Annotated in this window: 14 protein-coding genes; 3 read left to right on the top strand and 11 right to left on the bottom strand. The window is 61.6% G+C overall.

Features of this window, described 5'->3' with window-relative positions:
• Positions 1 to 25: 25 nt before the first annotated feature.
• The 7 genes from tssG to BCY88_RS26180 all read right to left on the bottom strand — a co-directional run bounded on the left by tssG (position 26) and on the right by BCY88_RS26180 (position 6,967).
• Positions 26 to 1,120 (bottom strand): type VI secretion system baseplate subunit TssG, encoded by a 1,095-nt coding sequence (gene tssG / locus BCY88_RS26210; RefSeq protein WP_120347072.1) that lies wholly within the window; start codon positions 1,118 to 1,120, stop codon positions 26 to 28.
• Entirely contained in the window at positions 1,084 to 2,922 is a 1,839-nt protein-coding gene (gene tssF, locus BCY88_RS26205) for a type VI secretion system baseplate subunit TssF (RefSeq protein ID WP_120347071.1), read from the bottom strand. The genes tssG and tssF overlap by 37 nt, the downstream gene beginning before the upstream one ends.
• Before the next feature lie 125 nt (positions 2,923 to 3,047).
• Positions 3,048 to 3,527, bottom strand: coding sequence for a type VI secretion system baseplate subunit TssE (gene tssE / locus BCY88_RS26200; protein ID WP_120347070.1), 480 nt, complete (start codon positions 3,525 to 3,527; stop codon positions 3,048 to 3,050).
• A gap of 85 nt (positions 3,528 to 3,612) precedes the next feature.
• Complete coding sequence (locus BCY88_RS26195) at positions 3,613 to 4,116, bottom strand: Hcp family type VI secretion system effector (RefSeq protein WP_054036475.1); 504 nt, start codon at positions 4,114 to 4,116, stop codon at positions 3,613 to 3,615.
• 72 nt (positions 4,117 to 4,188) lie between these two features.
• A complete protein-coding gene (tssC, locus tag BCY88_RS26190) occupies positions 4,189 to 5,679 on the bottom strand; it encodes a type VI secretion system contractile sheath large subunit (protein WP_120347069.1) in 1,491 nt (496 codons plus the stop codon).
• 18 nt (positions 5,680 to 5,697) lie between these two features.
• Positions 5,698 to 6,246 carry a type VI secretion system contractile sheath small subunit gene (tssB, locus tag BCY88_RS26185; protein ID WP_120347068.1) on the bottom strand — a complete coding sequence of 183 codons (549 nt, stop codon included), beginning with the start codon at positions 6,244 to 6,246 and terminating at the stop codon, positions 5,698 to 5,700.
• A 37-nt stretch (positions 6,247 to 6,283) separates the two neighbouring features.
• A complete protein-coding gene (locus BCY88_RS26180; RefSeq protein WP_120347067.1) occupies positions 6,284 to 6,967 on the bottom strand; it encodes a tetratricopeptide repeat protein in 684 nt (227 codons plus the stop codon).
• Between the two features lie 364 nt (positions 6,968 to 7,331).
• Here BCY88_RS26180 and tssJ point away from each other — a divergent pair, with 364 nt between their 5' ends.
• From tssJ to icmH, 3 genes are all read left to right on the top strand, one after another.
• Positions 7,332 to 7,958: a type VI secretion system lipoprotein TssJ gene (gene tssJ, locus BCY88_RS26175; RefSeq protein ID WP_120347066.1), complete on the top strand. Its 627-nt coding sequence runs from the start codon at positions 7,332 to 7,334 to the stop codon at positions 7,956 to 7,958.
• A gap of 108 nt (positions 7,959 to 8,066) precedes the next feature.
• Positions 8,067 to 9,413 (top strand): type VI secretion system baseplate subunit TssK, encoded by a 1,347-nt coding sequence (tssK, locus tag BCY88_RS26170; protein ID WP_120347065.1) that lies wholly within the window; start codon positions 8,067 to 8,069, stop codon positions 9,411 to 9,413.
• Positions 9,410 to 10,189 (top strand): type IVB secretion system protein IcmH/DotU, encoded by a 780-nt coding sequence (gene icmH / locus BCY88_RS26165; RefSeq protein ID WP_120347064.1) that lies wholly within the window; start codon positions 9,410 to 9,412, stop codon positions 10,187 to 10,189. The genes tssK and icmH overlap by 4 nt, the downstream gene beginning before the upstream one ends.
• A 133-nt stretch (positions 10,190 to 10,322) precedes the next feature.
• On the opposite strand, the gene zwf is transcribed toward icmH, so the two are convergent.
• The 4 genes from zwf to BCY88_RS26145 form a co-directional block, all read right to left on the bottom strand.
• Positions 10,323 to 11,804 carry a glucose-6-phosphate dehydrogenase gene (zwf, locus tag BCY88_RS26160; RefSeq protein WP_120347063.1) on the bottom strand — a complete coding sequence of 494 codons (1,482 nt, stop codon included), beginning with the start codon at positions 11,802 to 11,804 and terminating at the stop codon, positions 10,323 to 10,325.
• Positions 11,805 to 12,007: 203 nt separating this feature from the next.
• Positions 12,008 to 12,952: a bifunctional Delta(1)-pyrroline-2-carboxylate/Delta(1)-piperideine-2-carboxylate reductase gene (gene lhpI / locus BCY88_RS26155; protein WP_120347062.1), complete on the bottom strand. Its 945-nt coding sequence runs from the start codon at positions 12,950 to 12,952 to the stop codon at positions 12,008 to 12,010.
• 40 nt (positions 12,953 to 12,992) lie between these two features.
• A complete protein-coding gene (gene lhpH / locus BCY88_RS26150) occupies positions 12,993 to 14,000 on the bottom strand; it encodes a trans-3-hydroxy-L-proline dehydratase (protein ID WP_120347061.1) in 1,008 nt (335 codons plus the stop codon).
• On the bottom strand, positions 13,997 to 15,118 hold the full coding sequence (locus BCY88_RS26145; RefSeq protein ID WP_120347060.1) for a potassium channel family protein: 1,122 nt from the start codon (positions 15,116 to 15,118) through the stop codon (positions 13,997 to 13,999). Before BCY88_RS26145 ends, lhpH begins: the two co-directional genes overlap by 4 nt.
• Positions 15,119 to 15,198 lie beyond the last annotated feature (80 nt).

Genomic DNA, 15,198 nt, shown 5'->3' with positions numbered 1-15,198 from the left:
CCGGGTCCTGGTTCTATCGTTATGGTCAGTGAATCACGTGCAATTCGTAGCGGGCATCCGCGCGGTCCTGATCGGCTTCGCGGGTGCACAGAAATGCGTCCCAGCCGAGGCGCGCACCGCCGCTCAGCATGCTTGGCCCCACTTCCGCGCGGCGCAGCACCAGCGAGACCTCATATTCGAGCGTCACGCCGGCCAGCAGCGTCAGCATGCGTTCAAGCGCCACGGCGCGGTCGGCGCCGGGCAAAAAAGCTTCGTAGTCAGCCTTGTCGAGCGGCCCGATCACGAGCCGCGCGCGCATGTCGCGCTGCCAGACCCGCTCACCCGCCAGCGCCGTGGCGCCGAGCGTTGCGTTGACACCGCCGAGCACGGTCAATTGATCGCGCGGCACGTCGTACCACTTGCCGACGAACTGTTCGACGCGCACCCTCACCTTGAAGTATTCGGAGAGCGTGCGTTGCAGGTACGCTGCTGAAACCGGCCGGTGCCGCGCGGCCAATGCATACCCGGCGATCGCTTCGTCGAATAGCGCGCCGTCGCCACTTTGCAGACTGTTGCGCGTGTCGTCGTCGGCGACGCCCGCCAGCGCGAGCAACAGCGGCAAATAACGTTCGTCGCGATCCAGTTCGTAATGAAACGGCAGCCGGTATTTCTTCCACGCCGCGTAGAAGAGCGCCGTTGCGCGACTCGAAAATATGTCGAAAAATTCGCGCGCCGCGCGGTCGCGCTTGATCTGCTCACGCGCGATGATCTGCTCGGTGTAATGCAGCGGCAAGGCGCCTTGTCCACCGAGCAAACCGAAAAACGCCGGCGTGATATCGACCGTGTGAAGCGAACCCGCTTTAAGCGCGGCAGTACGCTGCGGCTTCTCTTTCAGCGCCGCGCCTTCATCGTCGTAAGACTGCGCGCTGTGAATTTCGCTGGGCGGAAACGACAGCGACAGCGAATTGCGAAAGCCAATCCGCTGGGCGACGATTTCGCCGGGACGTCCGTTACTCGAAGGCGCTTGCTGCGCGAACCACTTCTCGAGAATGCGCACCGCCTGAAAAAATTCAAAGCGGTGGGGTTCGTCGAGAAGTTGCTCGACTACGCCAGGATCGATTCGCCGCTGCGCGGTTTGCATCGCAAGATCTCCTCACCCGTGCGCTTCGACACGACGACCAGTTGCACAAAGCTGTTCAGATGCACGTACAGCCCGAAAAACGTATCGATCACCCGCACGAAGGACGCGAGACTCGTGCCGACGAAATGTTCTTCGTCGATCGTCAAACGAATCTCGATACCGCGTACGAAAGTCGCGAACGGCTTGCCCGGCAGCCATTGCACCGCGGCACGCTGTTCGATGCCGACGAGGCCGTCGATATGCCGCGCCGACACTGCCGTGCGCCGCAAATCGTAAAGCACCAGCATTTCCTTGAGCGCCGACAGGCCGCTGCTGGCAAGCGACACGTGATTCAACGCCAGATGTGAAATCAGCCGCCAGTGCGAAGCGCGCCCGCGCTCAAAACGCACGCTGGGTGTCGGCCGGCGCAGCATCGAGATGCTGCCGGCAAGCGAGCCGCCCTCCAGAAACAGATCACCACCTTCGAGCCCCACCGCGAGGCCAGCCGGTAAATCGCGATTGGTGCACGTGAGATCAAGACTCAACGTGTCGGTTTGCGGCGCAGCCGGTTCGAAATCGATATCGACAATCGAGATCTCGGTCTCATATCCCGGGCTTTTCTGCGCGACCCAATCGTTGCGCCGGGCAAACCAGTAGTGCCCCGCACGCGCCGCTTCGCCATGATGCAGCGAATAGAAGGGCCGAAACTCGATCACCGATTCTTCATGCGCCTGCTGCCGGACAAGTTTTACCGAGTCGATCGAATAGACCTCGTACGCGAACGCGCGGCGCGCCTCGGCGATCACCGGATACGAAATCGCCTGATGGCTGACGCGGATCGGCTCGCCGTGCTGCTCGAACAGATTGACGACCGGCGTGCAGAACAAGCGGAAATGATGCGCGGACAACGAATCGAGCAAGCGTGCGATGTGCGAATCGCTACGCACTTCCTTGAGCACGACGTGTAGCGTCAGACGCTGGCAGCGGCCACTCGCGCGCGTCATCGCCGCCAGATCAAAATCGGCGAAATTGAATTTTTCGGGGAACGCGAAGTATTCGGTCAGCAACCGGTACGCCGGATGCGATTTGGCCGGATAGTCGATCAGTGCATCGTCTTCGTCGAAACCGGCCTGGACGACGGGTGATTCACGCAGTTGCTTCCACACGCCACGCCGGTCGGCTTCGACATACGTTGCCATTGCGTTGACGAACAGGCAATCCGCCAGCGCCGCGATAAACGATTGCTCGCCGTGCAGGTGCGTGCGCAACGTACCGACTTTCAGTGCGGAGAGATCGAGTTGCGCCGCGGTGGATTCGAACGTGATCGACACGATCGCCGTGGCGTTACCCGGCAGCACGGTCGCGCTCGGCGCCATGGCCACGGACGTGTACTTCGCCTCCGAAATGCGGATCGGCGCGAGCGTCACGTCGTAGGCGGTTCGAAAACGGCATTGCACGCCGCGAATCGGGCGCGACTTGAGCTCGGTGCCACGCTCGATCAGAACCGGCTCGGTCAAATGACTGAGCGCGCCCGAGGTGCCCATCTGCGCGATCGAGCACGATGGGAATGGCCGCAGGTAGTGCGGATACAGCACTTCCAGCAGCGCTTCAGTGAATTCGGGGTAGTCGTCGTCGAGCTTCTTGTTGATGCGCGCGCCCAATAGCGCGAACGATTCGATCATCCGCTCGACGTGCGGATCCTCGCAGTGCTCGCCGGACATCGCCAGACGTGCCGCGATTTTCGGGTAGCGTTCAGCGAAATCGCGTGAATAGCGCCGCAGAAATGATAATTCGCGCTCGTAGTACGGCAGCAATTCTTCCATCAATCTATCCCCGGACCTGAACCCTCTCCGCTCACTTCATCGCCACCGCTGCGCGTAAGCGGCGGCAAAGCGGTACTCAAAATACTAAAACACAGGTACTAAAATTCAGCCATCAAAATCAGGTACTAAAGCTTCGCGCGGGCGCGCGTCACCGAGTATTGCAGCGTGGAAGGCTGCAGCATCGCATCGAAACTCACCGGTTCTTCCGCCGGGTGCACAACCAGCAACGCCTGAATCGCAAAGTTCAGCGCGTTGGTGGATTGTTCGTTCAATTCGAGCGTCACCGCCACTTGCTGCAAGCGCGGCTCATGCCGTGCGATTGCCTGTTGAATCGATTTGCAGATAAACGTACGGTCGTAGTGACTCGCGAGGCTCAGACCCGCGAAATCGTTCAGGCCATACGTGAGCAACGAGCGTTGACATTCCGGCAGCGCCGCCAGTTCGTGTTCGGCCAAGGCGATCCGGGTGTTCAGGATCGCCTCGACGTCGCGCGCGACAGTGGCCTTCAACTCGTCCAACGACAATTGCCGCATCGCCGGAGAAGCCGGCAGATGCGGTTCGTCGTCGAACAGCTTGTCGAGAAAGCTGGGTTCGAAGCGTTTCATCAGCGTCCGAAAAACCGGTTCGACGCGAGGCGCGCGCGGTATGCGTCAGCCCTTTCAGGCCGCGCGCGCCGCAAGCGCCCCGGCATCAGACCGCGTACGTCTTGTCGTTCTTCGTCAGGCTCCACGCGCCTTGCGCGTTGCCGCCCTGGTTGCCGCCGATCTTCTGCTGTGTGTACTTCCACTGGACTGCAGCGTACTTCAGCGAGAATTGTTCGGTCGGCAGGCCTTCGCCCACCACGCTCGGCGTAGCGCTCGAGATGATCACGTACTTGAGCTTCACTTCCAGGTACTTGATGCGGTTGCCTTCGCCGTCCGAACGCATGAAGTCGATCGTCACTTCGTCGAACGTCGTGCCGCCCGATGCGTGTTGATAGATCAGCGGGCTGACCACGTCGATATCTTTCGTGAACTGCATGTCAGCGTGCTCGCAACGCTCGGACGTGTGACCGCCCGCCGTCGAAGCCGTTGCCGAACGCGGTTGCGTAATCGAGTGGCTCCATGAATCGATCTCGATCCAGCCAGCATGATCCTTATCGGCAGACTCGCCTTTGATCGCCGGATTGCCGAATTTTAAATAGATGTCCTTCATAACTCATCGACTCCCCAAAGAGGTGGTTTTAACAGCTAACCCGCGCGGCCGGCACGGGCTTTCTGACTTGGTTTATGAATTTGCCGGTTTCGGCAGGTCGGCGACAAGCCGCAACGAGATCGACAGCTCATCCAGTTGAAAGTGCGGGCGCAGGAACGCGACCGAACGATACGAACCAGGCTTACCCGGAGTCTCCGAGACCTGTATCGACGCCTCGCGCAGCGGGAACTGCGCTTTCTGCTCCTGAGTCGCGTTGTCGTCCAGCAGCACGTACTGCGAGATCCAACGGTTCAGGAATACTTCGACGTTCTGTGCCGATGCGAAGCTGCCGATCTTGTCGCGCATCATCGCTTTCAGGTAGTGCGCCACGCGCGACACCGAAAAGATGTACTGCAGCTGCGCAGACAGCACGGCGTTCGCATTCGCGCTATCGGTGCTGTATTTCTTGGGTTTTTGCACCGACTGCGCGGCGAAGAACGCGGCGTAGTCCGAATTCTTGCAGTGCACGAGCGGAATGAAACCCAGGTCGCTCAGTTCCTTTTCGCGGCGATCGGTAATCGCGATTTCCGTCGGGCATTTCAGCGCGACTTCACCGTCGTCGGTCTTGAACGTGTGGGTGGGCAGGTCTTCCACCAGACCACCGCCTTCCACGCCGCGAATCGCCGCGCACCAGCCGAAGTCGTCGAATGCGGCCGTCAGGCGGGCGGCAAATGCCCACGCTGCGTTACACCACAGGTATTTGCTGTGATCCGTGCCATCCACGTCTTCAACGAAGTTAAAGCCTTCCGCGGTGGCGCCGTCTTTCGGATTAAAAGGCAGGCGGCCGAGAAAACGCGGCAAGGTCAAACCGACATAGCGCGAGTCTTCGGAATCACGGAACGACTTCCACTTCGCGTATTCGACGGTGTCGAACACCTTGCCGAGATCGCGCGGCTTGCCGAGATCGGCAAACGTTTCAAGGCCCATCAACTCAGGCGAGGCCGAAGCGATGAACGGTGCGTGCGCCGCAGCCGCGACATGCGCCATCTGCTCGATGAAGTACACGTCTTCAGGCTGACGCGTCACTTCGAAATCGCCAATGATCGTGCCGAACGGTGCACCGCCGAAGGTACCGAACTCTTCCTCATAAACCTTCTTGAAGAGCGCGCTCTGATCGAATTCAATCGCGTTCTTGAAGTCGCGCACGAGGTCGCGCTTCGGCGCGTGCAGCGCCTTGATCTTGACCGTCGAGCCGGTATTGCTTTCCTTGCACAGATAGTCGAGACCGCGCCACGTGCTTTCCATGCGCTGGAATTGCGGTGCATGCATCACCGCGCTCAATTGCGCGGAGATCAGGCGGTCGAGTTCCGCGACACGCGCGTCGATGGTGGCCGACAGGTTATCGGACACCACTACCGTGCCGTCGAGCACCTGATGTACAAGTTCGCCGATCAGATCTTTCGCGCGCGCGTGTTCCGACTCGGATTTGGCCACGCGGCTTTTCTCGACGATTTCGTCGAGCAGCGTGGATTCCGTGCCGCTCTGCGCGGTGGCGAGTTGGGCTGCTGCCGTTTGCTGATTCATCTCACACCCCGTGCGTACTTATTCGCCCTGCTTGTCGTGATCCGGCGCGCCGGCGTGCTGGTCTGCTGCGTTGCCCTGGTCTTTCGCCAGTGTCTGCAACTGCTGCGTGTTGTTGAGCACTTCGCTCAACAGGTCTTCGAGTTTGTCGTTGCCGGCCAGCTTGTTGCGCAGGTCGGCCAGCTTCGAGCGCGCTTCGAGCAGACGGCGCAGCGGTTCGATCTGCGCGACCACTTCATCCGGACTGAAATCGGCCATCGACTTGAAGCGCAGATCGACGGCAAATTTGCCACCCGCTTCGCTCAGGCGGTTTTCCACCTGAAACGCGGCACGCGGCTCGATCGCTTTCATCACGTCGTCAAAATTGTCACGGTCGATGTTGACGAACTTGCGATCGCGCAGCTTCGGCTGCTCGACTTCGGACTGCCCCGCCAGATCGGCAACCACGCCGACGACGAACGGCAGTTCTTTCACCTCGATCGCATCGCCGCGCTCAACCTCGTACGTGAGTTGAACGCGCGGCGGCCGCACTTTTTGCAAACGTTTTTGAATACTTTCTTTCTTCGCCATCGTCGGCTCCCGGATGCAGATAGATCAGGCGTGTGGATCAGCGCAGCGCGCTGAACGGATCGGACGCGCCGCCGCTTTGCGCAGCTTTGGCGGGCGCGGCAGGCGCCGGTGCCGGGGCGGCGGGAGCTGCCGCCGTGGCCGCCGGTGCCGCGGCGCTGGGAGTTACTTCCGGCGTATCCGTGGCCTTGCCCTTGGCGACGTGGCGAATGATGCGCTTCTTCTTCACGACGGGCTTGTCGTTCGGGTCGGGCGGGAACAAGGTCGCTTCGCCGAGCGTGTCGCGCAACTGTTTGGCGAGCGCTTGCGCGTCCGACTTCGCATCGCCCGCGAGCGATGCATCCTGACGCAGCTCGCCAAGCGACTGCGTGGCCACGCGCAGGCCGGCTACTGCCAGCACGCTCTTGGCCTGACGATCGGTCTGATCGCGCTGCAGCGCTTCTTGCGCGGCGACAATGGCCTGACCGTAATGACCCTGCGTGAACTGGATCTGCGCAATGCGCGACCACGGTTCCTCACGCGTCGGATCGGATTTGGCCAGTTGCTGGTAAAGCGAGATGGCGCGGTCCTGATCACCACCCTTCGCGACGGTGTCCGCGTCCGCGAGTTGCTTATTAAAAGCCTCCGGTGTGGTCGCCACGTTGTTGCCCTGTGTCGCGCAACCGGCAATCACGCCGCATGCCAACACTACCCCAGATAGTTTTACTAACAGACGCTGATTCATCGTTTTTCACCGACGTGCGATTTTTTTAATTCAAGGAGAAACCCGAGTTTTGCTTTGCTTCAACTGCGCGGGTATAGTACAGGCCAATTTTCGATAATTCAACTTTCGTGTGAAGAAGCATTGCACAAAAAAAATGCATGTGGATGATTTAAACGAAACATGCAGAAATTGTTTCCTGATGCAATAGTGGAAATGTGAGAAGCGGAAAAAATTTCCGCGTGTGAGGCATGCGAATGCGTGAGTACCGGAGCGCAATGCGCTTTGCATCAAACGGCATTACACGGTATAGCGTGACTGCAAATTTACCGGATTGATTTCGTTATTGTTGTTTTGACGGGGGACGGCGCCGAGCCGGTCGAAGTATATGAATTCGCGTCTTGTTCGCCATGCATCGCTATTGATTGCCAGCGTCGCGGCGTGTGCGCTGCTGGGCGGCTGCGCGGCCGCCGTGCCGGCGCTGGGAGCCGCTGCCAACGCGGTTTTGCAGGCGAGCGGCCTCGGCAAGCCCGACGTGCCGGACGCCCAGAAGCCGCCCCGTAACGTCGGCCTGACCCTATACGCGGCGCAGAATCTGAATGCCGCCAATGACAACCGCCCATTGGCGCTGATCGTGCGGCTTTATGTGCTGAAAGACCCCACCTCATTCCAGCAGGCGCCATTCGACGCCTTTACCGATCCGGCCAAGGAAAAAACCACACTGGGCGGCGATTTGCTGGGCGTGCGCGAAGTCACGCTGATCCCCGGTCAACGTTACACCGTCACCGAAAAAGTCTCGCGCGAAGCTCAGGCGTTCGGTATCGTCGCGCTATTTCGCGACCCGGCGATGCAGCGTTGGAAATTCGCCTTCGACCCGGCGAAGTCGGAGAAATCCGGCATAATGATCGGCCTGCATAACTGTGCAATGACGGTGACTAACGGCACTGTGATCCCGCCTGAACAGGGATTGCCTGCCCAGCCGCTGAATATGCTTTCTTCGGTAAGCTGTGGTTAAAGATGCCGGGCATATACGATTTAACATTTTTTAGAGAATTAACAATGCGGCGCTCGAATCGTTTATCTCCGGGCGCGCCACACGCTGAACGCATATAACAGGTTTGAGATGAGTTATTCCGCAAAAGTGCTTTGGGGGGAAGGCCTGTTTCTGAGGCCGCAGCATTTTCAGCGTCAGGACGCCTATCACGAGGCGCGCCTGTTCGAATCGATCCAGGCGATCCAGCCATACAACTGGGGCGTGCGTTCGGCGCGCTTCGACCGTGATGCGCTCGGCAGCAACGTGCTGCGCGTGAGCGAACTCTCGCTGGTGTTTCCGGATGGGGCGCTCTACTCCGCGCCACAAGCCGACGACCTGCCGCCGCCGATCGCGCTCGACACGCTGCCCGACGGCATCAATGAATTCACGTTTTATCTGGCGCTGCATCCGCTGCGCGAAACCGGCGCGAACTATTCGCAGGATAGCAACGCGGGTTTCGTATCGCGTTACGTCAGCGAGCAAACGCCGGTGGCCGATCATTTCACGGACGCCGCCGAAGCCGACATCACCTTCCTGAAGACCAGCGTCAAACTCATTGCGCATAGCGAACCGCGCGACCAGTTGTTGTCAGTGCCGCTTGCGCGCGTGCGCCGCACCGCCACCTCCGGCTTTGAATTCGACGACACCTTCGTGCCGCCCTGCCTCGCGATCGACGCCTCGCCGATCCTGCACCAACGGCTGCGTCAGCTGATCGACGCGCTGCAGGCCAAGGTCAACGCGCTGTACGGTTTTCACCGCGAGCCGACCAAGAACATCATCGAGTTCCGCTCAGGCGACATCGCATCGTTCTGGCTGCTGCACACCGCGAGCGCCGCGTTTGCCTCGCTTGCGCATCTGTACCAGCATTCGGCGTTGCATCCGGAACGCCTGTTTCAGGAACTGCTGCGCCTGGCCGGCCAGTTGATGACCTTTTCGAAAGGTTATGCATTGTCCGACCTGCCGGCTTACCGGCACGACGATCCAGGCCCCGGCTTTGCACGCCTCGATACGATCCTGCGCGATCTGCTCGAAACCGTGATCTCCACGCGTTACTTCGCAATCGCGCTCGAAGAAGTGCGTCCGTCGTTCCATGCGGGCCGCCTCGACTCGGGCAAGATCGACGACAAGACCCAGTTCTACATTGCCGTCTCCGCGGACATGCCGACCGCCGAGCTTGTCGAAGCCGTACCGGCCCGCTTCAAGGTCGGCGCGCCGGACGACGTCGACAAGCTGGTGCTCTCGGCCATGCCGGGCGTGCGCCTCGTCTACACGCCGCAGGTACCGCCGGCCATTCCGGTGCGCCCGGGCGCGTGCTACTTCTCGTGCGAATCGCGCGGGGCATTGTATGACCGCATGTTGCAGGCCCAATCGGCAATGATCTACGCGCCGTCGGGCATCAACGATCTTCAACTCGAACTGATCGCCGTCACATCATGAGCTACGCGCCTTCCCTGTTTGGCGGCAGCACGCCTGCTGCGTCGCCCGCCCCCATGACCGAGCCGAGCTACCAGGTCCGCTCGCTGCTCGACCTGCTGTACGACGGCTTCTTCATGCTGTTTTTGCTGAAGAACGGCCGCGAGCCCGGCGACGCGAACGAGTTCAGCCAGCGGATCCAGCAGTTTCTCGGCGACTTCGAACGCGGTGCGAAAAAACTCAACGCGTCGGCGGAAGATGTCTACGCATCCAAGTTTGCGTTCTGCGCGGCCATCGACGAATCGGTGCTGTCGTCGACCTTTAAAATCCGCACGGAGTGGGAACGCCGGCCGCTGCAGCTGGTGCTGTTCGGCGAGCAACTGGCAGGCGAGAAATTCTTTCAGTATCTGGAGGAATGCCGTGCACAGGGCGCCGCGCGTTTGCAGTCGCTCGAAGTGTTCCACATGTGTCTGCTGCTCGGTTTTCAGGGCAAGTATCTGCTCGAAGGACCGGAGAAGCTCGCGTATCTGACCGCGCGCATCGGCGACGAAATCGCGCATATGAAGGGCAAACGCGCACCGTTCGCGCCGCATTGGCCGCTGCCGGATCAGGTCGCTCACCGCCTCAAGCGTGAGGTGCCGTTGTGGTCGATCGGCGCGGTGTTCGCGCTGGTCGGTCTGCTCGCTTATCTCGGCCTGAACACCTATCTGCGCGATCAGACCTTGCGCACGCTCGCGCCGTATTCGCAGGTGGTCAAGCTCGGCCCGCAATCGGCCACGTTGACGATTTCCTTGCCGTAGATCAGCACGGGTCACAGATCCATACGCACCTGACGAAAAGGGCGGCCCGCAAAAACGGGCCGCCCTTTTTTCAATCGGCTACGTCAAAGCGCCGACGTGCCGCCGGCGCTTCACACCTGCCCGCTTATCTCGCTTACTGCGACTCCTCCGCCCACACGGCGTTTTCACGCGCCATCAGTGCCGTCGACGCAGCCGGTCCGAACGTGCCGGCCGTATAGCCGCGCGGCTTGTCGCCCGACCTGGCCCAGCCTTCCAGAATCGGCTCGGCCCACGCCCATGCCGCTTCGAGTTCGTCGCGGCGCATGAAGTGCGTGAGGCGTCCGCGAATCACGTCGATCAGCAGACGCTCGTACGCTTCCGCGCGACGCTCGGTGAAAGCCTGCTGCAGATCCAGATTCAGATTGACCGGCAGCATGTGCATGCCGCTGCCGGGTTCCTTCGCGAGCATCTGCAACTGGATCGATTCTTCCGGCTGCAACTGGATCACGAGACGGTTGCCGTAGTTGCGCCCACCGCTCGGAATGATCGAGAACGGCAATTCGGAAAACTCGATAACAATTTCCGACACCTTCTTCTGCATACGCTTGCCCGTGCGCAGGTAGAACGGCACATTGGCCCAGCGCCAGTTGTTGATATGCGCGCGCAACGCGACGAAAGTCTCGGCGCGGCTGCCCGGCGGCACGTTGTCTTCCTCGAGGTAGCCCTTCACCGGTTCGCCGCCCACCGCGCCGGCCGTGTACTGGCCGCGCACGGTATCGCGAGCGATATCCTCGGGTGTCATGGGGCGCAGCGAGCGCAGCACCTTGAGCTTTTCGTCACGCACGGCATCCGGATCGAGCGACACCGGCGGCTCCATCGCAACAATGCACAGCAGTTGCAGCAAGTGGTTCTGCACCATGTCGCGCAGCGCGCCGGTCTTGTCGTAGAACCCCGCGCGGCTGCCTACGCCGACCTCTTCGGCCACCGTGATCTGCACGCGCTTGATATACGGTGCTTGCCACAGCGGGCCGAAAATCGCGTTGCCGAAGCGCAGCACCATCAGGTTCTGCACGGTTTCCTTGCCGAGGTAGTGGTCGATCCGGTAGATCTGCGCTTCGCTGAAATGCTTGCCGACCGCCGTATTGATCTCCTGCGCGGACGCCAGATCGTGGCCCAGCGGTTTCTCAAGCACGACCCGCGAATTCTCGTCGATCAGTCCGGCCGCCGACAGGTTGTCGCAGATGTTCGTGAACAGATCCGGCGAGGTCGCGAGATAGAACACGCGCCGCACGCCTTCGCGCGACGTCTCCTTCAGGCGCTGGTAGTCCTCGATCGAATCGACGTCCATGCGCACGTACTCGAACAGCGCCAGAAATTTGTCCCAGGCGGCGGCGTCGAACGCCTTCTTTTCGATGAAGGGTTTCGCCTTCGCTTCCATGAACTCGGTGATGTACTCCTCACGCGACCACGGCTTGCGGCCAATCGTGAGAATGCGGGTATCCGGCGGCAGATTGCAGTGCAAATGCGCCATGTAGAGCGCGGGCAGCAGCTTGCGAAATGACAGGTCGCCGGTGCCGCCGAAGATGATCATGTCGAGCGGCAGGTCGGGAGTAGCTGAAACGGGTTGGGTCGTCATAGCGCGGTCGCGGCGTCGTGATAAGCGTCAAGTCAAAGGACAAAGGGGCAAAAAGCGCCGGCAGCCGGCGCCTTTTTTCTGGCAAACGCCTATGGTGCAACGTTTTGAGATTGTTTGCACGGCAACATGTGCCGCAGGTTGGCGCAAGATGCCAACCCGGCCCTGCCAGGCGCCATGCGCCGGGCGCGGCAAACGGTGTGCGATCAGCCGCCCGACAAGGCTTCGCGCGCCACCCGGCAGGCCGCCAGATCCCACGCCGCGCAGCCGACACTTTTAAAAACAATCGCTTGTTCGGACGGCAACAATGCAGCGTTTTCCACCACGGCGGCAATTCCACCGACCCGCCCCCAATCGACACCGGCCTGAATGAAATCACCGGCTTCGTGCCTTGCGCCGGCTTCGTCGTCGACGAACAGTGCGCTGCCCGCGATCGTACGTGCCCCGATCTCGACCATAGCCGGCGTGAACGCGCCGACGCCGATCACGAGCCGGTTCACGCGTGCCGCTTCGTCGTAGACAGCCTGCTTGCTGGTGGTCAGCGCGATCACTACGTCGATCGAGGCGGGGATGGCCGCGTCAGGGTCGGCCAGCGGCTGCAGGTCGCGCACTTTGCCGCCCGGCGCCCGATGGGCGGCGCAGAACGCCGCGGCACGCGCGGGCGCACGGCCCTTCACCCACACGCGCGCGTCGGGGAACAGTTCGCCAATCGCCTCCAGATGATTCGCTGCCTGCGTGCCCGTGCCGATCAGCAGGAATTCGCGCGGCTTGGCCTGCGCGAAAGTGAGTACGCCGAGCATCGACATCGCCGCCGTGCGACGCCCGGTCACCGTCGGGCCGTCGAGGATGAAAAGTGTTTCGCCGGTATCGGCATCGAAGGTCATTACCTGGCCGTGAATCGTCGGGATGCCGCGCGCTCCATTGCTCGCGCATACATTGACCAGCTTGTGGATCGCGAGATCGGGCGCGGTGGCCGGCATCGACAGCATGATGCCGCCTTCGTTGAGCGGCACGACGAGCCGCTCAGGACTCGCGATACGTTGCTGCGCGTAGTCGATGCTCGCGCGCTTCAACGCGTCGACGAGCGGCGCGTACGGGATCAGCCGTGCGGTGGCGGCGGCGTCGAAAATCTGCATGGTCGGGCGAGTCATAAGCGGGCGTTCCCTGTTCCGGCAAGTGGGTAGGTTCGATTCAGCGCACCAGAAAACCGTAAGTCAGCGGATCGCGTTCGTCGACGATCCAGTTCGCAAAACCAAGCACATGCGCATCGCCTTCGATCTCCGGGATCACCGCGTTGAACCGGTCGAGCGTCGTCTCCGACAACACGCGGCCGCGAAAAATCGTGCCGATCACGGATTCGTTGACCAGCGTCTCGTCGCGTCCCAACTCGCCGCGCAGATAAAGTTGCGCAACGCGGCCCGCGGTGCCGGAACCGGTCGGCGAGCGGTCCACTTCCCGGTCGGCGAACACGCAGCAATTGGCCTGCGTCGAGCCGGCATGACGCGGCGCGTTGTCGACGATTGTGCCGTAGATGTGGTTGATTTCCGGAATCAGCGGATGTTCAACCTTGAAGGCCAGGTTCGCCGCGCGTTTGACTTCGTCACCGAACTGGATCAACCGGTCGATCTCCGTTTCGCGCACGTTCAGATCGAAGGGCTTGCCCGAGGTGTAGAAGTAGAACGCGCCGCCGAACGCGATATCGCCACGCACCTCGCCGAAACTGGGCGTGTGCACCGTCACGTCGCGCTGCCAGATGAACGACGGCACGTTGACGAAGCGCACGCGCCCCGCCTGCTCGCCGTCCCATTGCACGAACGCTTCGATGAAACCGCACGGCGCGTCGATGCCGACACGCGTTTCCGGTTCGCTGCGCTCGATCCAGCCGAGCGCGACAGCCGCGGTCGCGAGGGCAATCACGCCGTGGCCGCAATGATCGCTATAGCCCTCGTTGTGCACGAAGATCACGCCGAAGTCCGCGCCTTCGCTCACCGGCTCCGTCAGATACCCGCCGTACATATCGGCGTGGCCGCGCGGCTCGAACATCAGCGCACGGCGCAGGTGATCGGCGTGCTGCTTGAGCCACGCGCGCCGCTCGACAATGGTCTTGCCGGGAAACTTCGGCAAGCCGCTCGTGACAATGCGAAACGGTTCGCCGGCGGTGTGCACCTCGACCGTGCTGATCATTCGGTTCAGTTTCATGCGTGCGGCCTTCCTGACTGTTCAGACTGTTCATCCACATGGCGCGCCGACTGGATCACCATCAGCAGATCGCCTGATTCGATCGGACACGGCTCGTCTTCATAGAACGACAGCATGCGCCCCGCGCGTATCAGCCCGACCACCACCGCGCCCGGCAGCGCATTGCTCCAGCGGCCGACTTCCAGCGCCGTTGCCGGACGTTCCACCAGATTGACACGGCCGCGCGCCGAGAGCAGATCGTTGATGAAGGGCACGATGTAGTTGCTGTCCACCGCGTCGGCAAGCAGCAATCCGCCGATCTTGGTCGACGAAACGATCACGTCGGCGCCGGCCTGGCGCAACTGGCGCTGGTAGGTCTGTTCCTGAATCCGCACGACGATCTTCGTGTCCGGCGCGACGCTGCGCACGGTCAGCGTGAGCAGGATAGCGATGGCGTCGTCGCTGACGGCAATGATCACCGCCTTGGCGATGCGCACCTGTGCCTGCTGCAACAGGTCTTCACGCGACGGATCGCCGAGCAGACCCGCCACGCCCAACGCCGTGGCCGCTTCGAGCGCCTCCTGCTGGGAATCGATGACGACGATCGCGTCCGCCGCAAAACCGCTTTCCAGCAGCTCGCGCACCGCGACCGAACCGCTCAATCCGTAGCCGCACACGACAACGTGATCGCGCAGCTGTTTTTGCAGGCGTTTCATGCGGAATTCCTCGATGACGCGTTGAATGACGAACTGATAGGCGGTGCCCAGAAACACGAACCAGATGACGATACGGATCGGCACGATGAAGAAGGCGTCAATGAGCCGCGCGCGGGCGGTGACCGGCACGATATCGCCATAGCCGACGGTCGCGACGGTCACCATCGTGAAGTACATCAGATCGACGATGCCGAGCACCTTGCGGTTGGCGTCGCGCAGACCGTCACGGTCGAGATAGAGCACGGCGAAGGCGAGCACGCACAGGCCGAGCACGAGGTAGATGCGATGCAGCAGCACGCGCTGCGGTGACGCCGCCGGGCGTGTGAACAGCGTGCGGGCGCGCGGCGGCTGCCAGGGAGTGCGGGCACGGCGCGGCAGACGAAAACGCGGTGGGCGTGGCTGCGGATGTGGCTGATCAGACACGCGGCTACTCCGGGAATCGGGAACAAGCGATTCTACGACGCCCGGCGCGCCGTGGGGCCGGATCGCAGGAACGTAGCTGC

The sequence above is a fragment of the Paraburkholderia fungorum genome (assembly GCF_003610895.1).
In the GTDB taxonomy this organism is placed as follows: Bacteria; Pseudomonadota; Gammaproteobacteria; order Burkholderiales; family Burkholderiaceae; genus Paraburkholderia; species Paraburkholderia fungorum_B.
Note: the sequence above shows the minus strand (reverse complement) of the source record. Positions and strands in the feature narration are given on the sequence as shown.